The organism is Streptomyces sp. NPDC104367, assembly GCF_055583825.1.
In genome coordinates, this window is sequence record NZ_JBVJND010000065.1 from 1 (window position 1) to 19,012 (window position 19,012).

Below are 19,012 nucleotides of genomic sequence, written 5' to 3' on the forward strand. Positions count from 1 at the left end.
AGCTCTACCTCTCCGAGAAGACCGTGAAGAACCACATCTCGCGGCTGCTCGCCAAGCTGGGCGTCCAGCGCCGGGTGCAGGCCGCCGTCCTCGCCTCCCACCTGGAACGCATCGTCGCCGGGGAGCCGGCCGCAGGGTGACGGACGGGCGGCACCGCGACCGGCGGCAACACCCGCTCGCGGGAGGCCGTGAGAGACGAGGCGAGTCCGATGGAAGAGACGCTGTCGCTCGGCCGGATCGCGGGGGTGCGCGTCGGCCTCCACTGGAGCGTGCTGGTCATCGTCGTCCTGGTGACCCTCGCACTCGCCCGGGGCCGCTTCCCCTCCGCCCATCCCGGCCACCCGGCCCTGCTGTACTGGGCGCTCGCACTGGCGACCGCGGTCGTCTTCCTCGTGTCCCTGCTGGCCCACGAGCTGGCGCACGCGGTGGTCGCCCGCCGCAACGGGGTGGAGGTCGACGGCATCACCCTCTGGATGCTCGGCGGTGCCGCCCGGCTGCACGGCGAGGCGCCCACCCCGGCCGCCGAGTTCCGTATCGCGGGTGTGGGCCCGCTCACCAGCCTGCTGGCCGGCGGTCTGCTGGCCGGTGCGGCGGCGGGGCTGGACGCGCTGCACGTGTCGGCGCTGCTGGTGGAGGCGGTCGGCTGGCTCGCGGCGATCAACGTCGTACTCGCCGTCTTCAACGCGCTCCCCGCCGCCCCGCTCGACGGGGGCCGGCTGCTGCGGGCGTACCTGTGGCACCGCACGGGCGACCGGCTGCGGGCCACCCGGGGCGCGACGGCTGCGGGGCGGGCACTGGGCTGGTTCATGGTGGTCACGGGATTCATCGCGGTGCTGCTCCGGGGCGACCTCTCCGGGTTGTGGGCCGCCCTGCTCGGCTGGTTCCTCGTCGCCGCCGCCACGGCCGAGGCCCGCCAGGCGGAGCTGCGGGGTGTTCTGGAGGGAGTACCGGTGAGCCGCGTCATGACCAGGGACCCGGTCAGCGTCCCCGCCGACGCGACGCTCGCCGAGTTCCTGGCCGAGGGCCCGTTCGGGCCCTACCGGCATTCCACGTTCCCCGTGACGGGTGCGGACGGAGCGGTGATCGGGCTGCTGCCGGTCCGGCGCGTCGACGCCGCTCCGTCCGGGCAGCGTGCGGGAACCACGGTGCGTGAAGTGATGCGCCCCCTGTCCGACTGCGTCGTCGTCGCCCCCGAGGAACCGGTGGTGGACGTGCTCCCGCGCCTGCAGGCGAGCCCGGTCCGGCGCGCCCTGGTCCTGACGGACGGCCGTCTCACCGGCATCCTCGCCCTGTCCGACGTCGTCCGCGTCCTCACCTGGCCGACCGCCTCCGCGGGACGGTCGGGTCCTGCCGGGTGACCGGGTCGGCGCCGCTCGGACCGGTGCTGTCTTCGGCGCCCGGGGAGCGGTCTTCGGGTCGGTGAGGGCGCGGTCGATGCCGGGGATCTCCCGGTCCGGTCCGAACGGACCGCGGACGGCGTGCACGGCACCGCGCGCACCCGGCACCCGTCGAAGGCCGCCGTCGTGGATCGGGAAGGCGGCCGCCGCCGGCCAGGTGTGCCATCGCCGACGGGGAGGGCCCGGGGCCGCTGTGGAGCGTCGGTCATGGTGTCCCGCCGTTCTGCCGTCCGCGCGGTGACGGCCGGACGGTGTCGCAGAAGCCGTCGGTCGAGCCGCGGGGCGTCCCCGGTCGCCCGCCGGTGGTCTTGGGCCCCTCGCCCGCCGTCGCAGGTCACCGGCCGCCGTCCGCCGTGTGCGCCTCTTCGAGGGCGAGGCCGGCCCAGCAGCTCCAGCCGACGGGCTGCAGCGCCCAGAAGCCGATGACGCGGTAGAGGAACGTCGCGGCGATGGCCTGTCCGGGGGGCAGACCGCAGAGGACCAGCAGCGCGGACAGCGTCGCCTCGGCGATGCCGAGGTTCCCGGGCGTCAGGTGCAGGCTGCCGACGATCTGGGTGAGGGCGTAGGAGATGAGCAGCCCCCGCCAGGGCACCTCGATGTCCAGGGCCCACATCGCGGCGGCCAGGGTCGCCGCGTCGAACATCCAGTTCAGAAAGGCGTAGCCGAGCGGGCACAGCCAGGGCAGCGGCCGGGGCTCCGCTGCGCGGGCCTGGCGCACCACATCGGCGAAGTCCGACTCCGCTCGGCGTACGCGTGGGAACCGCCGGCCGGCGCGCACCCCGGCCCTCAGGAGCAGGCGGCGGACGGCCGCGAAGCGGGACAGGGCGAGGAGAAGCAGCGCGGCGAGGAGCGCAGGCAGCAGCGCGTCGGCCACCGGGCGCACCAGGGCTCCGGGTCCGGCCTGACCTGCCACCGCGACGCCGATGACGAACACGAGGAGGAGACCCGCCGCCGACGCCGCCCCCGCGGTCACCAGGACGGCGGCGGCGAGCACCCCGCCCGCACCTCGGCGGGACAGACGGCGCAGCAGCCAGGCCGCCGAGAAGGCCGCCCCGGCCGGCAGCACGCCGGCCATCGCGTTGGCGGCCACGGTGGTGCACGTCATCCTGGCCGTGCCCCACCGCACTCCCCCCACCCTCAGCAGCCACCGGGGCACGGCCGCGAAGCACAGCAGGGACGCCGCCTGGAGTGCCGCGGCCGCCAGGAGACCGGCCGGCCGCACGCGGGCGACCAGGTGATACGCCTCGGCGATCTCACGCCGCCGGGTGAGGGCGGCCACCACCGCGGCCACCACGACGAGTGCCGAGCACAGCCACCACAGCCGCCCCGGCCGGGTGCCCCCGCCCGGCTCGGGCCCGGCGTCCCCTGCCCGGGTCGCCCGCGGCGCCATGAATCGCCTTCGGAAGCCGGTACGAGGGGCGGACGCGGTCGCGGCGGCGGAGTCCGGGCGCCGTCGCACGACGCTCATCGCGCCCCGCCGCGGGCCGTCGCGCGACCGTCCGGCACCGGCGTTCCGGTTTCCTAGCCCCGGGCGCCGGAGTGCGGCCGCGCGACGGTGGCTCGGTGGCCCGCCTTGACGGCCTCCACCGTCGCCTGGTGCAGATCACGGCTGAACCGCTCCGACGCGCAGGGCACCGGGCTTCCGGTGAGGGTGAACCATTCCGAGGTGCCGGTGTACTGGACGGTCACGTCGGCCTCCCTGCCGTCCCAGGTGGTGTGGACGGTCAGGTCACCCGTGACGATGCCCGCCTCGTCGGTGAGTGCGCCGCCCCGGCCGGCGAAGACTCCCGGGGTGGTCCAGGACGCCCAGAGCATGGCGTCCCCCTTTCTCTCCGGGTACGGCCCGTGTTCCGGGCCGTACCGCCGTCCTCCTAGGCGACCGTGACGGTCTCGTCGAGGTAGACGTCCTGGACGGCGTGCAGGAGTGCGATGCCCTCGGCCGTGGGGCGCTGGAACGCCTTGCGGCCGGTGATCAGGCCGGTGCCGCCGGCCCGTTTGTTGATCACCGCGGTCCGCACCGCCTGGGCCAGGTCTCCCTGGCCGGCCGAGACTCCGCCGCTGTTGATCAGGCCGACGCGGCCCATGTAGCAGTTGGCGACCTGCCAGCGTGTCAGGTCGATCGGGTGGTCGGTGGTGAGCCGGTCGTACAGCAGGGGGTGCGTCCTGCCGAAGCCCAGCGCGCGGTAGCCGCCGTTGTTCTCGGCCTGTTTCTGCTTGACGATGTCGGCCTCGACGGTCGCGCCGAGGTGGTTGGCCTGGCCGGTGAGGTCGGCGGAGACCGCGTAGTCCACGCCGTCCTTCTTGAAGGCCGGGTTGCGCAGGTAGCACCACAGCACCGTGAACATGCCCAGTTCGTGGGCCCGGGCGAAGACCTCTGCGACCTCCCGCAGCTGGCGGTCCGACTGCTCCGAGCCGAAGTAGACGGTGGCGCCCACTGCTGCCGCGCCGAGGTCGAAGCACTGCTGGACGTCGCCGAACAGGATCTGGTCGTAGTGGTTCGGGTAGGTCAGCAGCTCGTTGTGGTTGAGCTTGACGATGAAGGGGATGCGGTGCGCGTAGCGGCGCGACACGGCTCCGAGTACCCCGAGTGTGCTGGCCACGGCGTTGCAGCCGCCCTCGACGGCGAGTTCGACGATGTTCGCCGGGTCCAGGTAGCGGGGGTTCGGGGCGAACGCGGACGCAGCGGAGTGCTCGATCCCCTGGTCGACCGGCAGGACCGACACGTATCCGGTGCCGGCCAGCCGGCCGTGGTCGAAGAGCGCCTGAAGGTTGCGCAGGACCCGGGGCGAGCGGTCGGTCCCGGACACCACGCGGTCGACGAAGTCGGGGCCGGGCAGTACCAGGTCCTCCCTCGGGATGCCCCGGGCGGAGTGGGTCAGCAGGTCCTTGGCCTCGTCGCCCAGCAGCTCTTGGATGTCGGTCATGGCCACCGCCTCCCGCGGTCTCCCTGTCCATCATCCGCTCGTGCGGACGTCCCGGCAGAGCCGGTCGGGTCCTGCGTCCGGGCCGAACGGCCCACGAGCGGGCGATCGTCCGGCCCGTCGGGGCTTGCGGACGATCCGGGGTGGGACAGTGGAGGAACCCGTGAGCGGGCACGTCGGGCGAAGGAGGACACGATGGGTCACCCCGTGCTGGCGGGCGTCGACGGATCCGGGCACAGTCTCGCCGCGGCCGAGTGGGCGGCGCGGGAAGCCCTGCTGCGCGGCGTTCCGCTGCGCCTCGTGCACGCCGCCCCTCCCCTGCCCGGCGACGCGCTGCCGGATACGGCCCGGGACAGACTGCGCGGCCTGGGCGAACATCTCGTACAGGGCGTCGTCGCCGAACTCGGCGCCCGTCACCCGGGTCTGCGGGTGCACGGCGAGCAGAGCGGCGACGCCCCGGCCGAGGCCCTGCTGTCCGCGGCCCGTGCCGCCGCGCTGCTCGTGGTCGGGGCACGGGGCTCGGGCGGCTTCGGCGGCCTCGCGGTCGGCTCGACGGCTCTGCGCGTGGCGGCGGCGGCCGGCTGCCCCGTCGTCGTGGTGCCCGCACACCGTCCCAACGGCGCCTGGAACGGTACGGGGCCGACGGGCACCCGCCCCCAGGTGGTGGTGGGTCTCGACGAGGCCCGCCCGGCCGACACGGCGACGGACTTCGCGTTCGCGGCGGCCCGGGAGCGCGGAGCGGTTCTCCGGGTGGTGCGGGCATGGGCCCTTCCCGCCGAGTCCGTGTCGCCCCGGACGCTGTTCGTGACCGAGGAGGACCGGGCGACCTGGGAGGACCAGGAGGTCCTGCGGCTGTCGGACGCCCTGCGCACCAGGCAGGCCGGGTTTCCGGAGGTGACGGTCCGGCCGGACGTCGTCCTGCTCCACCCCGCGGAGGCGCTCCTGAACACCTCCCGCGGAGCCGGCCTGCTGGTCGTGGGACGCGGTGGCGGCCGGGGCGCGGGAGAGGGCAGGCCGGGCCCCGTCACGCACGCCGTGCTGCACCACGCGGGCTGCCCGGTGGCGGTCGTACCGCACGAGAGCTGACACTCGCCAGTCCCCGGAGCGGTCCCGGATTTCGTGGGGTTCAGCCGAAGAACACCTCGAACTCGTCGTACAGCGAGGGATCGACCGTCCTGGTCCCGGTTCCGGCGTCGGGGATCGGGACGCGCACGATCCGGGTGCCGCTCAGGGCCACCATCGTCCCGAAGGCGCCGTCCCTGACCGCGTCGACGGCGTGCAGCCCGAAGCGGGTGGCCAGCCACCGGTCGAAGGCGCTGGGGGTTCCGCCGCGCTGGACGTGACCGAGGACCGTCGTACGGGCGTCGGTGCCGGTGCGGTGCGAGATCTCCCGGGCCAGCCAGTCGCCGATCCCGGACAGTCGCACATGCCCGTACTCGTCCAGCGACCGGTCCTTCAGGACCATCTGTCCCTCCTTGGGCACGGCGCCCTCGGCGGTGACGACGATCGGTGCGTAGTGGGTCTCGAAGCGGCTCTTCACCCACCCGCACACCTGATCGATGTCGAACGGCCGTTCCGGCACGAGGATCACGTTGGCGCCGCCCGCGACACCCGCGTGCAGGGCGATCCACCCGGAGTGCCGCCCCATCACCTCCACCACCAGGGTGCGCATGTGCGACTCGGCGGTGGTGTGCAGCCGGTCGATGGCCTCGGTCGCGATGCCGACGGCCGTGTCGAAGCCGAAGGTGTAGTCGGTGCCGGGGACGTCGTTGTCGATGGTCTTCGGGACGCCGACGACCGGGATGCCCCGGCGGCCCAGCTCGGCCGCGGCGCCGAGTGTGTCCTCGCCGCCGATCGCGACGAGGGCGTCGATGCGGTGCAGGGCGAGGGTGTCCTGGATGCGGCGCACCCCGTCCTCGTGCTTGAACGGGTTGGTGCGGGACGAGCCGAGGATGGTTCCGCCGCGCGGCAGGATGCCCCGCACCTCGGGGATGCCCAGTGGCACCACGTTCCTCTCGAGCGCGCCGCGCCAGCCGTCCCGGAGGCCGGCGAACTCGAAGCCGTACTCCTGGACTCCCTTGCGGACGGCGCTGCGGATCACGGCGTTGAGACCGGGACAGTCACCGCCGCCGGTCAGAATTCCTACCTTCATGGCTGCCTCCCCCTCCGTGGCTGGGTGAGGTTCTCCGTCGCTCGTGTGATCCATTCTGGGCGACGGCGCCCCGGGCTGCGACTCGCTGCTCAGGCCCCGGTGAGGAACGTGTGGGTGGCGCCGGTCCGGTGCCCGATGTTCGCGGTCAGCGAGACCACGCCGTCGACGTTCCCGGCGAGCCGCTCGATGATCGGGACGAGGCCGTCCCCCTCGACGGTTCCCCAGAGAGTCACCCGGCCCTCGTGCACCTCGACCTTCACGTCCGTGGGTGCCAGGCCCAGGGTGTGTCCCAGCACCTCACGGGCGATCTCGTCGCGGATGGCGTCGTCCCGGCGCAGGAAGACACGGAGCAGGTCGCCACGGCTGACGACGCCCGTGAGCCGCTCCGCCTCGTCCACGACGACCAGCCGCTTCACGTTGCGCAGGGCCATGACGCGGGCGGCCTCCGCCACGGTCCACTCCGGACGGGCGCACACCGCGGGGGCCGACATCAGCTCCTCGGCCCGGGACCCCTCGGTCCTGGCCCTTTCCCGTGCCTCCGGCGGACCGCCCTGCGCGGGGCCGACCGGGTCCGTCCGCAGGGAGCACTTGCGCAGCAGGTCGGCCTCCGACACCACGCCGACGGGGTGGTCCAGTTCGTCCACCACGGGTACGGCGGTGACGTCGTTGTCCGCCAGCAGCTTGACGATCTCCTTGTACGACGTGTCACGCCGGGCCCTGACGACCTGGTGGGTCATCAGGTCGGCGACGGTACGGTGCTGCATGTCGCGCCTCCTTCTCGCACGGCGGCCGGCCTCTCGTACGACGGCCGACGGCCGTCACCCCTCCAGCGTGGCCGGGCGCGGCTGCCCGGACGCAGTGCCACTCAGGCCGTGGTCGAAGGCCGGTCGACCCACGGTCGGGGCCGTTCGGCCCCCCACTGCCGCGGCCCCGCAACCGCCCGTGCAGACGGTCGGCGACGGCGGGTCCGGAGTCCGTCGCCGCGGGCTCCGTCCCGTCGCCCGCGCTCCGGGGACCGGGCCGTTCGGCCCCTGCCGAACCCCGGTGGAGGAGCGCACTGTGGGGAGCATGAGGGAAGGAAAGCGCGTCACCGTCGTCGGCGTCGGGAACGAGTTCAGGCGCGACGACGGTGTGGGCTGGGCCGTCGTGGCACGGCTGCGGGAGCGGGCCGGGGAGCGGCCGCTGCCGACCGGCACCGTGCTCGCCACGAGTGACGGCGACCCCGGGCGGCTGCTCGCGCTCTGGGACGGCAGCGGTCTCGCCGTGGTGGTGGACGCCGCCCACGCCCACCCCGGCTCACCCGGACGGGTGCACCGGCTCGAATGGGATTCCGAGCGGGTGGTGCCGCCTTCGGCCACCAGCTCCCACGGTCTGGGCCTGGGCGAGGCCGTCGGACTCGCGCGCGTGCTGGACCTGCTGCCGGAACGTCTGGTGGTGTACGCCGTGGAAGGCGCCGACGGTTCGTTCGGCACCGGGCTGTCGCCCGCCGTCGCGGCGGCGGTGCCCGGTCTCGTCGCGTCGGTCGAGGACGAGATCGCCCGTCACGTCGGCCAACCGTCCGGGGAGCGGCCATGACCATGCCGTGACCGCCCACGCCGGTGGCGCGATCACCCGGGTGGACGAGACGGAAGCACGCCGAACGCCGGACGTGCTGCACAACGCGGGCGCGGTGGTGGAAGGAGAACGGGGCGAGCCACTTCACCGACGGCCCCGGCCGGCCCGGGCGACGGCGGTGGACGACCAGGGCAGCGCACCCGGAACAGGAGGACCGACATGACCGCGACATCACCCCCGGCCGTCCTGGACAGGGCGGGGCTGGACTCGCTCGTCGCCGCCCTGGTGGCCGACGGCCGGACGGTCGTCGGCCCGACCGTGCGCGACAGCGCGATCGTGCTCGCCGAACTGACGTCCGCGGCGCAGCTGCCGTACGGCTGGGGTGTGGAGCTGGACGCCGGACGCTACCGCCTCGTCCCGCGCGAGGACGGCGCGGCCTTCGCGCACAGCTGCGGACCCCAGTCCTGGAAGTCCTTCCTGCGTCCGGCCCGCGAGCACCTGTGGAGCGCCGACCGGACCGCGGAGGGCGGTCTGTCCTTCACGGCCGCGGACGCCGAGCCGCCGTCGTACGCGTTCCTCGGCGTGCGCCCCTGCGACCTGCGGGCCATCGCGGTCCAGGACCGGGTGCTGACCGGCGGGCGGTTCGAGGACACCGGATACGGCAGACGCAGACGGCGGGCGTTGCTGATCGCCGCCGAGTGCACGGAACCCGGTGCGACCTGCTTCTGCGTCTCCATGGGCGGCGGACCCGCGGCCGACCCCGGCTACGATCTGGCGCTCACCGAGGTCGTCGACGAGGACGGCCACCGTTTCCTGGTGCGCGCCGGCAGCGAGGAGGGCGCCCGGCTGCTGACCGGGGTGCCGCACCGGACGGACGACCGGGTGACCGAGGCCGCCGCCCGCGGCGCGGTGGACGCGGCCCGGGACCGGATGGGCCGCTCCCTGCCCCCCGTGGACCTGCGGACGCTGCTGGCCGGGAGCCTGGCGGCCGAGCGTTGGGACGACGTCGCCGCCCGCTGCCTGACCTGCGGCAACTGCACGATGGTGTGCCCGACCTGCTTCTGTGTGACGACCGAGGAGGTCACCGACCTCACCGGCGACCACACCGAGCGCTGGCAGCGCTGGGACTCCTGTTTCGACCTGGACTTCTCCTCTCTGCACGAGGGCCCGGTCCGCTCCTCCGGACGGTCCCGCTACCGGCAGTGGCTCACCCACAAACTGGGCACCTGGCACGACCAGTTCGGCGAGTCAGGATGTGTCGGCTGCGGCCGGTGCATCGCCTGGTGCCCGGCCGGCATCGACATCACCGAGGAAGTCGCCGCGCTGGAGGCCGAACGCGGATCGGAGACGGAGCGATGACCCCCTCGACCGCCCTGCGTCTGGAGCACGCCCTGCCGGCCGGGCACCGTGAACGGCTGCTGAGGCTGGCTTGCGAGGTCGACCTAGCGCCGGGCGCCAGGCTGTTCGAGGAAGGACAGTGCGCCGACCGGTTCTGGATCGTCCGCGACGGCAGGGTCGCCCTCGACCTGCACATCCCCGGCCACCGCTCCCCCGTGATCGAGACCCTTGGTGCGGGTGACCTGGTCGGCTGGTCCTGGCTGTTCGAACCGTACGTCTGGCAGCTGGGCGCACGGGCGGTGACCCGGGTGCGGGCGTACGAGTTCGACGCCGTCGCCGTCCGGCTGCTGTGCGACGACGACTCCGTGTTCGGCCGCGACCTGTACCGCTGGGTGGGCCGGGTGCTCTCCCACCGGCTGAACGCGGCCCGTACCCGGCTCCTGGACCTGTACGGCTCGCAGAGCGGCGCGGACGGTGCGCGATGAGCGCCGTGCCGGTGCCGTACCGGGTGGTCGAGCGCCGCCGCGAGACCGCGGACGCGGTGACCCTGCGCCTGGACCCGGTCGGCGAGGCGCTCGCGGACTTCACGCCGGGGCAGTTCGCGATGGTGCACTGCTTCGGCCGCGGCGAGATCCCGCTCTCGGTCAGCTCCGTCCAGGCCACCGGAGGCCTCGCGCACACGGTCCGGGCGGTGGGCGCCGTGTCCGACGGGCTGTGCGCGGCACGCGTCGGAGACGTCCTCGGGCTCCGCGGCCCGTACGGGACCGGCTGGGAGCTGGAACGGGCGCGCGGCCACGACGTGCTGGTGGTGGCGGGCGGCATCGGGTTCGCCCCGCTGCGGCCGCTGGTGCTGCGCGCGCTGGCCGAGCCGGCCGCCTACGGCAGGCTCAGCGTGGTCGTGGGGGCACGCACACCGGCCGACCTGATCGCCCGCGAGGAGCTGGGCCGGTGGCGTACGGCCTGCACCGGGGTCACGGTGGACCGGCCGGACGCCACGTGGCGCGGTGACGTCGGGGTGGTCACCCAGCTGGCCGGGCGGGCGCCCTTCGACCCCGGCAACGGCTGGGCGTTCGTCTGCGGGCCCGAGCCGATGATCCGGGCCGCCGCGCGCGATCTCGCGCACCGCGGGGTCCCCGCGGAGCGGATCCGGGTCTCGCTGGAGCGGAACATGCGCTGTGCGACCGGGCACTGCGGGCACTGCCAGCTCGGTCCGGTGCTGTTGTGCCGGGACGGGCCGGTCGTCGGCTGGGACAGGGCCGAACCGCTGCTTTCAGTGAGGGAGTTGTGACATGAGCGCGGAACCAGGACGGCGTGTGCCGACGCTCGCCGTCTTCAAGCTCGCTTCCTGCGACGGCTGTCAGCTCACCCTGCTGGACTGCGAGGACGAACTCCTCGCCCTGGCGGGCGCGGTGGAGATCTCGCACTTCCTGGAGGCGTCCAGCGAGATCCGGCCCGGCCCCTACGACCTGGCACTCGTCGAGGGCTCGGTCAGCACGCCCCAGGACGCCGAACGGGTCCACGCCATCCGGGCCGGCGCACGCCGCCTGGTGACGATCGGCGCCTGCGCGACGGCCGGCGGCATCCAGGCCCTGAGGAACTCCGCCGACGTCGACGAGTACCGGCGGGTGGTCTACGCCCACCCCGAGTACATCTCCGCGCTCGCCTCCTCCACCCCCGTGTCGGCGCACGTGGAAGTCGACTTCGAGCTGCGCGGCTGTCCGATCGACCGGCGGCAGCTGCTGGAGGTGATCACGGCGTTCCTCGCGGGCCGCAGGCCCGACATCCCGGACCACAGCGTGTGCTTCGAGTGCAAACGGCGCGGCACGGTCTGCGTGACCGTCGCGGACGGCACGCCCTGCCTCGGTCCGGTCACGCACGCGGGGTGCGGGGCGCTGTGCCCCGCCTACCGGCGTGGCTGCTACGGCTGTTTCGGCCCGTCCGGTTCGGTGAACCTGCCCGCGCTGATCCCGCTGCTGCGCCGCGACGGCCTCGACGAGGGTGCCGTGGGGCGTTTCCTGCACACCTTCAACACCACCGCCTTCGACGCACTCGACGCCTCGGACACCCCCGACACCCCCGACACCCCCGACAAGGAGCCGAAACCGTGACACACCGCGGATCCCGTGTCCTGCACATCGGCTCGCTGTCCCGCGTCGAGGGCGAGGGCGCCCTCAGTCTGCGCGTCCACGACGGCACGGTCACCGAGGCCCGGCTGGAGATCTACGAACCGCCCAGGTTCTTCGAGGCGTTCCTGCGCGGCCGCGCCCACACCGAGCCGCCCGACATCACGGCCCGGGTGTGCGGGATCTGCCCGGTCGCCTACCAGATGAGCGCGTGCGCGGCGGTCGAGGACGCCTGCGGGGTCACCGTCGGTCCGGAGGTCCGGGAGCTACGCCGGCTGCTGTACTGCGGCGAGTGGATCGAGAGCCAGACGCTGCACATCTACCTGCTGCACGCGCCGGACTTCCTCGGCCGGGCGAGCGCGATCGAGCTGGCGCGCACGGACCGGGCGGCGGTGGAGCGGGGGCTGAGGCTGAAGAAGGCGGGCAACTCGCTGATGGAGCTGCTCGGCGGACGGGCGATCCATCCGGTGAACGTCCGGCTCGGCGGTTTCCACCGGGTACCGGCGCGAGAGGAACTCCGTCCGGTCGAGGAGGAGTTGCGACGCGCCCTCGACGACGCCTGGGACACCGTGCGCTGGGTGTCCGGCTTCACCTTCCCGGACGCCCGCACCGACGCCGACCTGCTGGCGCTGGCGGCCCCTGACACGTACGCCGTCGAGAGCGGCACCCCGACCGTGCTGCGCGCCGACGGCAGCACGGAGTCCTTCCCGCTCCGGGACTTCCCCGGACACGTGCGCGAGACGCACGTACCGCACTCGACCGCGCTGCACTCGCGGCTCGACGGGCGGCTCCATCTCACCGGTTCCCTGGCCCGGTTCGCGATCGGCGGGCACCGGCTGTCGCCGGTGGCGCGGCAGGCGGCGGTCGAGGCCGGACTCGGGGATCCGCACGAGGGGGCCGTGTGCCGCAATCCGTACCGGTCCATCCTGGTGCGGGCGGTGGAGGTGGTGTACGCGGTCGACGAGGCGCTGCGCATCATCGGGGCCTACGAACCGCCCGCCCGCCCGTACACCGAGGTCCCGCCGGTCGCCGGGGTCGGTCACGGCGCCACCGAGGCGCCGCGCGGCCTGCTGTACCACCGGTACGCGCTGGACGCCGACGGCATCGTCACGGACGCCCGGCTGATTCCGCCGACCGCACAGAACCAGGCCGCGATCGAGGAGGACCTACGTCGGCTCGCCCAACAGGCGATCGCCGAACACGACCCGGACGACGACGAGTTGACGGCGCTGTGCGAGCGGGCGATCCGCAACCACGACCCGTGTGTCTCGTGCTCCACGCACTTCCTCGACCTGACGGTCGTGCGCACCTCCTCGTCCGCGTCGAGCACAGAACGGCGATGAGGCACCTCGACGAGCACCGCGACCCCGTGCCGGTCCGGCGCCCGCTGAAGGAGTCGCCCGCCACCCGTCCCCGGCGGCTCAGACCGGCACCTTGGTCCGCCAGGGCATCGCCGAGCTGCTGCCCGCCGGGATGCGGATGATCCGCCAACCCGGCTGCCGGTCCGTGTGAGCCCGCCGAGGGCACCTGTGCCGCCTTCCACGGCCGGACGCGTCAGGAGCGAGCGTCCGAGCCTCCGCAGGACGATCCGAGTGCTGAACAGCGCGGCCCCGACGGCAAGGGTGGCCTGCCTGTCACGGGTCACGTCGGTCACCGCGTCCTCCGCACGGCCCGCTTGCCGCAGCTCGGCAGGTCTGCCCGCCCGGCCTGGGCCGTACGGGCCCGGCAGCGCACCGATCGGCCCTCCCCGGCGGCCGCTGGGGCGCGGAGGCTGGGATCGGCGGCCACCGCGGGGCGCCCCCGCCCGAGCCGCCGCGTCACAACCGGAGGTGCGTGCCATGACCGGTTCCGCGTACGCCGGGTCCGGCGCGTGCCACGGGCGCCGGTCCGTCCGGACCGGCCTCCGCCGCTTCCGTCAACGTCACCCGCACCCCGCGTCCAGGCGCTGCCGTTGCGCACACCGGACCGCGGGTGGTCGCCCCAGCGAGGACCGCTCATGAACCACACCCAGCGGAAACGGGAGTTCCGGCTCCCCGGCGCCGAACCGGCCCTCTTGGCGGTCACGGCCGCCGCACTGACGGCCGGCGCCGTCGCGTGGCTGCTCGGTGCCCAGGGCCCGGCCGACCTCTGCTGGGCCCTGGGCACGGTGGCCGCCGTGGTTCCGGCCGTCGCCTGGGTACTGCACGCGCTGCGCCGGGGGCAGGCGGGTGTGGACCTGATCGCGGTGGTGGCCCTGGGCGGCACGCTGGCCGTCGGCGAGTACCTCGCCGGGGCGCTCATCGCGCTGATGCTCGCCACCGGCCGCACCCTGGAGTCGACGGCGCGTCGGCGCGCCTCTCGGGACCTGCGCGCGCTGCTGGAACACGCGCCGCGCACCGCCCGCCGGCGCGTCGGCGCCGACGTGCGCACCGTGCCCGCGGCGGACGTCGTGCCCGGCGACCTGCTGGTGGTCGGCCCCGGTGAGGTCGTCCCCGTGGACGGCCGTGTCGCCGGCGACACGGCGGTGCTGGACGAATCGGTGCTCACCGGTGAGCCGCTGACCGTACGGCGGGAGGCCGGAGAGCCGGTGCGCAGCGGTGTGGTGAACGCGGGCGGCGCGTTCGAGGTCCGTGCCACGGCGACCGAACGCGACAGCACCTACGCGGGGATCGTACGGCTGGCCCGGCAGGCCGGGGCCGAGTCCGCGCCCGTCGTCCGGCTGGCCGACCGGTACGCGGCCTGGTTCCTGCCGCTGTCCCTGCTGACCGCGGGGCTGGCCTGGCTGCTGTCGGGTTCCGCCGTGCGGGCGGTGGCGGTACTGGTGGTCGCCACGCCGTGCCCGCTGCTGCTGGCGGCTCCGGTGGCCGTCGTCTCCGGTCTGTCGCGGGCCTCTCGGCTCGGTGTGGTGGTGCGGGACGGCGGGGCGCTGGAGGCGCTGGGCCGGGCCCGGACCCTGCTCCTGGACAAGACCGGCACGCTCACCGAGGGCCGTCCCAGGGTCCTCGACGTGGTCGCCGCGCCCGGCTGGCAGTCCGGTCAGGTGCTCCGGCTGGCCGCCTCGGTCGACCAGTACTCACCGCACGTGCTGGCGCAGGCGGTGGTGGACGCGGCCCGGGAGCGGGGGCTGCGGCTGTCCGTGCCGACGGACGTGTCGGAGGAGCCCGGGCGGGGCGCGGCCGGCACGCTGGCGGGCCGGCGGATGTCGGTCGGCCGGGTCGACCCGTCCGACGGGCAGCCGGACTGGGTCCGCGCGGTGGACAACCGGGCCCTGCTCGACGGGGCCGCCGTCGCCTGGCTGAGCGTGGACGGGCGGCCCGTCGGTGCCGTACTGCTGCACGACCCGGTGCGGTCGGACACGCCGCGGACCCTGCGCCGGTTGCGGGCGGCCGGCGTCGTCCGGCTGGTGATGCTCACCGGCGACCGGCCCGAGCCGGCGCTGGAGGTGGGCGCCGTGCTGGGACTGGACGAGGTGCGGGCCGGTCTCACGCCGGCCGACAAGGTCGCCGCGGTCCGCGCCGAGCGCGCCCGCGCGGTCACCGTGATGGTGGGCGACGGCGTGAACGACGCCCCCGCCCTGGCGGCGGCCGACATCGGTGTGGCCATGGGGGCCCGCGGCGCGACGGCGTCGTCGGAGGCCGCCGACATCGTGCTGACCACCGACCGGGTGGACCGCCTGGCCGACGCGGTCGCCGTCGCCCTGCGGTCCCGCCGCATCGCCGTGCAGAGCGCACTCGGCGGGATGGCCCTGTCCGTGGCCGCGATGGCCGCAGCCGCCGCCGGTCTGCTCCCGCCCGCCGTCGGCGCTCTCCTCCAGGAGGGGATCGACGTCGTGGTGATCCTCAACGCCCTGCGGGCACTGGGCGACGACCGGAGGGCGCGGCCGGCGCTGCGGCCCTCCACGGAGGCGCTCATCCACCGCTTCGCGGCCGAGCACGACGACCTGCGGGACGTGCTGGAGGCCGTGCGCTCGGCCGCCGACCGTCTCTCCGCCGACGCCGGACCGGAATCCCTCGCGGCGGTGGCGGAGGTGCACCGGCTGCTCACCGAGCGGCTGCTGCCGCACGAGCACGCCGAGGAGCACGAGCTGTATCCGGCGCTCGCCCCGGCCCTCGGCGGCCCGGAGGCCACCGCCACCATGAGCCGCGCCCACGCCGAGATCGAACGCCTCGCCCGGCGTATCGCCACCCACCTGACGCTCGCCGGTACCACCGGCCCCCTCGCCCCGGAGCAGCTCGACGACCTGCGGGCCTGCCTGTACGGACTGCACACCGTGCTGCGCCTGCACTTCACCCAGGAGGAGGAGAACTACTTCTCCCTCGCGCCGTGAGCACCGGCAAGGGACCGTTCGGCACGAGCCGGGATCCCCTCGGCCCACGCGCGGCACGACCGGTCACCGGCAGTGTGGAGGTACGGCACGTCCAGGGAGGCCGTGATGGAAGAACAGACCGGCAACAGCATCGTGGTGGGTGTCGACGGGTCCGAGGCGTCGCTGGCCGCGCTGCGGTGGGCGGCCGAACAAGCTCGTTCGACGTGCGCGGACGTGATCGCCCTGCACGCCCGGGAGCCGGCGGGCGCCCGGCTGGCGCCGTACGCTCCCGTGCCGGTGCTGCCGTCACCCGCCGAGCAGCGTGCGGAGGCCGTCAGGATGCTCGCGGCGGCGGTGCGGTCCGTCTCCGGCGCGGGAAGCGGGCGCCCGATCCGGGTCGTCGTGGTGGAGGGACCGCCCGCGCGGGTGCTCCCGGCGAGGGCCCGCGGGGCCCGGCTGCTGGTGCTGGGGCGTACCGCGCACGCCCAGCGGGAACTGCCCGCGCTCGGCGCGATCGGCCGCGCTTGTGTGCGCTCCGCCGCGGTTCCGGTCGTGATGGTGCCGGCCACCGCACCACGCCCGGCCCCGCCCTCGGCCGCCGCGCCGGAGCCCGAACGGCGGCTATCCGGCCGGCCGGCGCGGCCGCCCCGGCCCGTACGCACCGGCTGAACCGCCGTACGCCGTATCCACCGGCCGGCGCCCGGAGCGGCCGGACCGCGCCGAGTTCGCGTACGGCGACCGCTCCCGGCGGACCGCTCGCGAACCGCCTCGGGTACGGCTGTGGTGCCGGGCAGACCGGTCGGGGCGGCCGGGACGTTCGGCCCGCTCCCGGGGCCGGGCAGCCCCTGCCCGGCCGGGCGACGCGCGGCGAGGCTGGTGGTGCGGAGCCCGCACCACCGGGCGCGGACGCGGATCCGAGAGAGGTGAGGGTCGTGCTTCGCCCTGTAGTCGTAGGACTGGACGGATCCCGGGAGAGTCTCACCGCCGCCGACTGGGCGGCGCGCGAGGCCTTGCGGCGCGGCTTGCCGCTGCGCCTGGTGCACGCGGCCGAGACACCGGTCGCCGGCGAGTCGGAGCTGCCCGAGCTCTCGGCGCCGCGGCACTGGGCCCGGCGGATCCTGCGCGATGCCATGGACCAGATCAACGAACGCTACCCACGGCTGTACCTCAGCGCGGAGCAGATCGCGCCTCCCGCCGCCGAGGCGCTCGTTACCGCGGGCGGTGAGGGTGAGCTGCTGGTGCTGGGCAGCCGGGCGTTCAGCGGGTTCGGCGGGTTCCTGGCCGGTTCGGTCGCGCTCCAGACGGTGACCCGTACGGAACGGCCCGTCGTGCTGGTCCGTGCCGACCAGACCGTCGAGGACGAGCACACCCCCGACACGGACGGACACCCGTCGGCCGGCACGCCGTACCGTGCCGTGGTGGTCGGCGTCGACGCGGAGCGACCCGCCGAGCAGGTGCTCGCCTTCGCGTTCGAGAGTGCGGCCCTGCGCGGCGCACCGCTGCGGGCCGTGTACGCCTGGCGGCTGCCGCTGGTGCGGGCCGCGGAGGCCGACGCGCACCGGGCGGCGCAGACCGCGGCCCGGCGCGCCCTCGCCTCCGCGCTCGCTCCGTGGCGGGAGAAGTTCCCCGCCGTGGAGGTCGTCGAGCGGCCGGAGGAGGGACATCCGGCCCAGCGGCTGCTGTGTGCCGCCCAGGACGCCGGTCTGCTGGCCGTGGGCCGCCGGATCCGTCCGGCCCGGCTGGGCCCGCACACCGGGCCCGTCGCGCACGCCGTCATGCATCACGTCCGCTGCCCGGTCGCGATCGTGCCGCACGAGTGAGTCCTCCGGGGGCCGGGCGCCGATCCGCGGCGAACCGCCGCGCCACGTGCCTCTGACGGGATCCGGCCTCCGGGGTGGGGGCGGCGGTCGCCCAGGGGCGGCCCGAGGGCCACGCCGGCGTCGCCGGGCCGGAGTTCGCGGCGCTGTCCGGCACATGGTCTGGGCTCGGCAGACCGACAAAACATAGCCGCTCGCGTGATCGGCACGTTCTCCGTGATCGATCCGGCCCACCGCGAGGCGCCGGGCGGCTGCGGCTGCGGCGGCGTTCGCCGTAGAGCGACGACACGGCCGGCCCCGAGACGGGGCCGGCCGTGTCGTCCTGTGCTTCCGGTCCGGGAGTTCAGCGCAGCCAGCGGTTGCGGCTGACGAAGGGCAGTCGCGCCCACAGCCTGCCCAGGCCCCAGACCGTGCCGGCGCCCGCGGCCGCGAGAGCGATGAGGACGACGGCGTAGACGAGGTGGTAGTCGGCGAACGGGTTGGTGGACATGCTCACCGAACCGTCCGAGAGGTGCTTGGCCGGCGGCCACTCTGCGATCCACATGAACGCCATCATCAGGGTGCCGGCGAGCGCGGCGATCCGCAGGCCGACGCCCGCGACCAGCGCGAGGCCGATGCCGAGCAGGCCGAGCATGAACAGCCAGTCCGCCCAGCCCTGTCCGGCCCAGTCGTGGAAGGTCGACTCCATCGGGCCGGCCGCGACACCGCTCAGGAAGCCCTTCGTGGGCGAGCCGCCGTCGATCCATCCCTTGCCGGACGGGGTGGCGTAACCGAAGCCGAACGTCTTGTCCAGGAACGCCCACAGGAAGACGAACCCGGTCACCAGGCGGAGCCCGGCGAGCGCGTATGCGCTGGTCGCCGTCGCCGTCACCGCGGTTGTCGCCTCACCGGACTCGGACACCGTTCCCGCCCTGCGCAGCGACGGAAGGCGGAACCCCATGTGCCGGCGGGGGTGGTCGTGGTGGACTGCCATGATGGTCATCCCTTCCAAGGGGTGGTGCGTGGAGATCCGACGACTCTCGTTACGCCTTCAATGTCCCGCTGTCGCCACCGCTCCGGAGAGGGCCGCCCCGCCCCCTTCGAAGGGCCGAACGTCCCTCGCTCCGGGGGACCTTGAGGCCCCGTCAGTCGCCGACGGAGACGAGCAGCACAGGGCAGTGGGAGCGGTGCAGCAGGGCGTGCGCGACCACGACGCGAGTCGGCGGCGGTGCCGTCATGTCGTAGCAGTTGCTGTCCACCCGAGGTCAAATTCAACGGAGTCTGTACCGGGGCACAGATACTCTCGTAACCTGATATGTAGTGACGTGGTTACGGCCTGGGGGAGGCTCATGAGGGGCCTTGACCCCGGAGTTTGAACACGTCTATGCGGCTCGGGCCAGGGTAGTTGGTGTTGGGTGGACGGTGATCTCGTAGGTGATCGGGGCT

18 protein-coding genes and 1 pseudogene are annotated in these 19,012 nt (G+C 74.4%); 13 read left to right on the plus strand and 6 right to left on the minus strand.

Translation table 11 applies throughout. The features are described from left to right. The coding region (locus ACZ619_RS44880; protein ID WP_469611778.1) for a LuxR C-terminal-related transcriptional regulator at window positions 1-140 on the plus strand (140 nt) is incomplete at its 5' end. Between the two features lie 69 nt (window positions 141-209). Continuing rightward, window positions 210-1,358: a site-2 protease family protein gene (locus ACZ619_RS44885; RefSeq protein WP_469611761.1), complete on the plus strand. Its 1,149-nt coding sequence runs from the start codon at window positions 210-212 to the stop codon at window positions 1,356-1,358. A gap of 373 nt (window positions 1,359-1,731) precedes the next feature. Here ACZ619_RS44885 and ACZ619_RS44890 read toward each other — a convergent pair whose 3' ends face one another. The 3 genes from ACZ619_RS44890 to ACZ619_RS44900 form a co-directional block, all read right to left on the minus strand. After that, a complete protein-coding gene (locus ACZ619_RS44890) occupies window positions 1,732-2,787 on the minus strand; it encodes a lysylphosphatidylglycerol synthase transmembrane domain-containing protein (RefSeq protein ID WP_469611762.1) in 1,056 nt (351 codons plus the stop codon). A gap of 131 nt (window positions 2,788-2,918) precedes the next feature. After that, window positions 2,919-3,212, minus strand: a complete 294-nt coding sequence (locus tag ACZ619_RS44895; RefSeq protein ID WP_469611763.1) for a hypothetical protein — start codon at window positions 3,210-3,212, stop codon at window positions 2,919-2,921. 56 nt (window positions 3,213-3,268) lie between these two features. After that, the gene (locus ACZ619_RS44900; RefSeq protein ID WP_469611764.1) at window positions 3,269-4,321 is read right to left on the minus strand and encodes a class I fructose-bisphosphate aldolase; all 1,053 of its coding nucleotides are present in this window, start codon (window positions 4,319-4,321) and stop codon (window positions 3,269-3,271) included. A 192-nt stretch (window positions 4,322-4,513) separates the two neighbouring features. Here ACZ619_RS44900 and ACZ619_RS44905 point away from each other — a divergent pair, with 192 nt between their 5' ends. Further along, window positions 4,514-5,404 (plus strand): universal stress protein, encoded by an 891-nt coding sequence (locus tag ACZ619_RS44905; protein WP_469611765.1) that lies wholly within the window; start codon window positions 4,514-4,516, stop codon window positions 5,402-5,404. Between the two features lie 40 nt (window positions 5,405-5,444). Here ACZ619_RS44905 and ACZ619_RS44910 read toward each other — a convergent pair whose 3' ends face one another. After that, window positions 5,445-6,470 (minus strand): 6-phosphofructokinase, encoded by a 1,026-nt coding sequence (locus tag ACZ619_RS44910; RefSeq protein WP_469611766.1) that lies wholly within the window; start codon window positions 6,468-6,470, stop codon window positions 5,445-5,447. Between the two features lie 89 nt (window positions 6,471-6,559). Further along, the gene (locus tag ACZ619_RS44915; RefSeq protein ID WP_469611767.1) at window positions 6,560-7,234 is read right to left on the minus strand and encodes a CBS domain-containing protein; all 675 of its coding nucleotides are present in this window, start codon (window positions 7,232-7,234) and stop codon (window positions 6,560-6,562) included. Between the two features lie 304 nt (window positions 7,235-7,538). Between ACZ619_RS44915 and ACZ619_RS44920 the strand changes: the two genes are divergently transcribed. The 10 genes and pseudogenes from ACZ619_RS44920 (at window position 7,539) to ACZ619_RS44965 (ending at window position 17,590) form a co-directional block, all read left to right on the plus strand. Beyond that, a complete protein-coding gene (locus tag ACZ619_RS44920) occupies window positions 7,539-8,045 on the plus strand; it encodes a hydrogenase maturation protease (RefSeq protein ID WP_469611768.1) in 507 nt (168 codons plus the stop codon). A gap of 198 nt (window positions 8,046-8,243) precedes the next feature. Continuing rightward, window positions 8,244-9,383: a 4Fe-4S dicluster domain-containing protein gene (locus tag ACZ619_RS44925; protein WP_469611769.1), complete on the plus strand. Its 1,140-nt coding sequence runs from the start codon at window positions 8,244-8,246 to the stop codon at window positions 9,381-9,383. Beyond that, window positions 9,380-9,847, plus strand: coding sequence for a Crp/Fnr family transcriptional regulator (locus ACZ619_RS44930; RefSeq protein ID WP_469611770.1), 468 nt, complete (start codon window positions 9,380-9,382; stop codon window positions 9,845-9,847). Before ACZ619_RS44925 ends, ACZ619_RS44930 begins: the two co-directional genes overlap by 4 nt. After that, window positions 9,844-10,650: an FAD/NAD(P)-binding protein gene (locus ACZ619_RS44935; protein WP_469611771.1), complete on the plus strand. Its 807-nt coding sequence runs from the start codon at window positions 9,844-9,846 to the stop codon at window positions 10,648-10,650. Before ACZ619_RS44930 ends, ACZ619_RS44935 begins: the two co-directional genes overlap by 4 nt. 1 nt (window position 10,651) lies before the next feature. Then, window positions 10,652-11,470 (plus strand): NADH-quinone oxidoreductase subunit B family protein, encoded by an 819-nt coding sequence (locus ACZ619_RS44940; RefSeq protein WP_469611772.1) that lies wholly within the window; start codon window positions 10,652-10,654, stop codon window positions 11,468-11,470. After that, window positions 11,467-12,828 (plus strand): Ni/Fe hydrogenase subunit alpha, encoded by a 1,362-nt coding sequence (locus ACZ619_RS44945; RefSeq protein ID WP_469611773.1) that lies wholly within the window; start codon window positions 11,467-11,469, stop codon window positions 12,826-12,828. Before ACZ619_RS44940 ends, ACZ619_RS44945 begins: the two co-directional genes overlap by 4 nt. Further along, window positions 12,825-12,985 (plus strand): annotated as a pseudogene (locus ACZ619_RS44950) (hydrogenase formation protein HypD); the annotation flags it as partial. The gene ACZ619_RS44945 and the pseudogene ACZ619_RS44950, both read left to right, overlap by 4 nt. Before the next feature lie 496 nt (window positions 12,986-13,481). After that, window positions 13,482-15,791, plus strand: a complete 2,310-nt coding sequence (locus ACZ619_RS44955) for a heavy metal translocating P-type ATPase (RefSeq protein WP_469611774.1) — start codon at window positions 13,482-13,484, stop codon at window positions 15,789-15,791. A gap of 105 nt (window positions 15,792-15,896) precedes the next feature. Then, the gene (locus tag ACZ619_RS44960; protein WP_469611775.1) at window positions 15,897-16,439 is read left to right on the plus strand and encodes a universal stress protein; all 543 of its coding nucleotides are present in this window, start codon (window positions 15,897-15,899) and stop codon (window positions 16,437-16,439) included. Between the two features lie 263 nt (window positions 16,440-16,702). Then, window positions 16,703-17,590, plus strand: a complete 888-nt coding sequence (locus tag ACZ619_RS44965) for a universal stress protein (RefSeq protein ID WP_469611776.1) — start codon at window positions 16,703-16,705, stop codon at window positions 17,588-17,590. Between the two features lie 340 nt (window positions 17,591-17,930). Here ACZ619_RS44965 and ACZ619_RS44970 read toward each other — a convergent pair whose 3' ends face one another. Beyond that, on the minus strand, window positions 17,931-18,560 hold the full coding sequence (locus ACZ619_RS44970; RefSeq protein WP_469611777.1) for a hypothetical protein: 630 nt from the start codon (window positions 18,558-18,560) through the stop codon (window positions 17,931-17,933). Window positions 18,561-19,012 lie beyond the last annotated feature (452 nt).

Coding starts and splice junctions, on each gene's coding strand:
- ACZ619_RS44885 (WP_469611761.1), top strand. CDS start 210: ATGGAAGAGACGCTGTCGCTCGGCCGGATCGCGGGGGTGCGCGTCGGC.
- ACZ619_RS44890 (WP_469611762.1), bottom strand. CDS start 2,787: ATGGCGCCGCGGGCGACCCGGGCAGGGGACGCCGGGCCCGAGCCGGGC.
- ACZ619_RS44895 (WP_469611763.1), bottom strand. CDS start 3,212: ATGCTCTGGGCGTCCTGGACCACCCCGGGAGTCTTCGCCGGCCGGGGC.
- ACZ619_RS44900 (WP_469611764.1), bottom strand. CDS start 4,321: ATGACCGACATCCAAGAGCTGCTGGGCGACGAGGCCAAGGACCTGCTG.
- ACZ619_RS44905 (WP_469611765.1), top strand. CDS start 4,514: ATGGGTCACCCCGTGCTGGCGGGCGTCGACGGATCCGGGCACAGTCTC.
- ACZ619_RS44910 (WP_469611766.1), bottom strand. CDS start 6,470: ATGAAGGTAGGAATTCTGACCGGCGGCGGTGACTGTCCCGGTCTCAAC.
- ACZ619_RS44915 (WP_469611767.1), bottom strand. CDS start 7,234: ATGCAGCACCGTACCGTCGCCGACCTGATGACCCACCAGGTCGTCAGG.
- ACZ619_RS44920 (WP_469611768.1), top strand. CDS start 7,539: ATGAGGGAAGGAAAGCGCGTCACCGTCGTCGGCGTCGGGAACGAGTTC.
- ACZ619_RS44925 (WP_469611769.1), top strand. CDS start 8,244: ATGACCGCGACATCACCCCCGGCCGTCCTGGACAGGGCGGGGCTGGAC.
- ACZ619_RS44930 (WP_469611770.1), top strand. CDS start 9,380: ATGACCCCCTCGACCGCCCTGCGTCTGGAGCACGCCCTGCCGGCCGGG.
- ACZ619_RS44935 (WP_469611771.1), top strand. CDS start 9,844: ATGAGCGCCGTGCCGGTGCCGTACCGGGTGGTCGAGCGCCGCCGCGAG.
- ACZ619_RS44940 (WP_469611772.1), top strand. CDS start 10,652: ATGAGCGCGGAACCAGGACGGCGTGTGCCGACGCTCGCCGTCTTCAAG.
- ACZ619_RS44955 (WP_469611774.1), top strand. CDS start 13,482: ATGAACCACACCCAGCGGAAACGGGAGTTCCGGCTCCCCGGCGCCGAA.
- ACZ619_RS44960 (WP_469611775.1), top strand. CDS start 15,897: ATGGAAGAACAGACCGGCAACAGCATCGTGGTGGGTGTCGACGGGTCC.
- ACZ619_RS44970 (WP_469611777.1), bottom strand. CDS start 18,560: ATGGCAGTCCACCACGACCACCCCCGCCGGCACATGGGGTTCCGCCTT.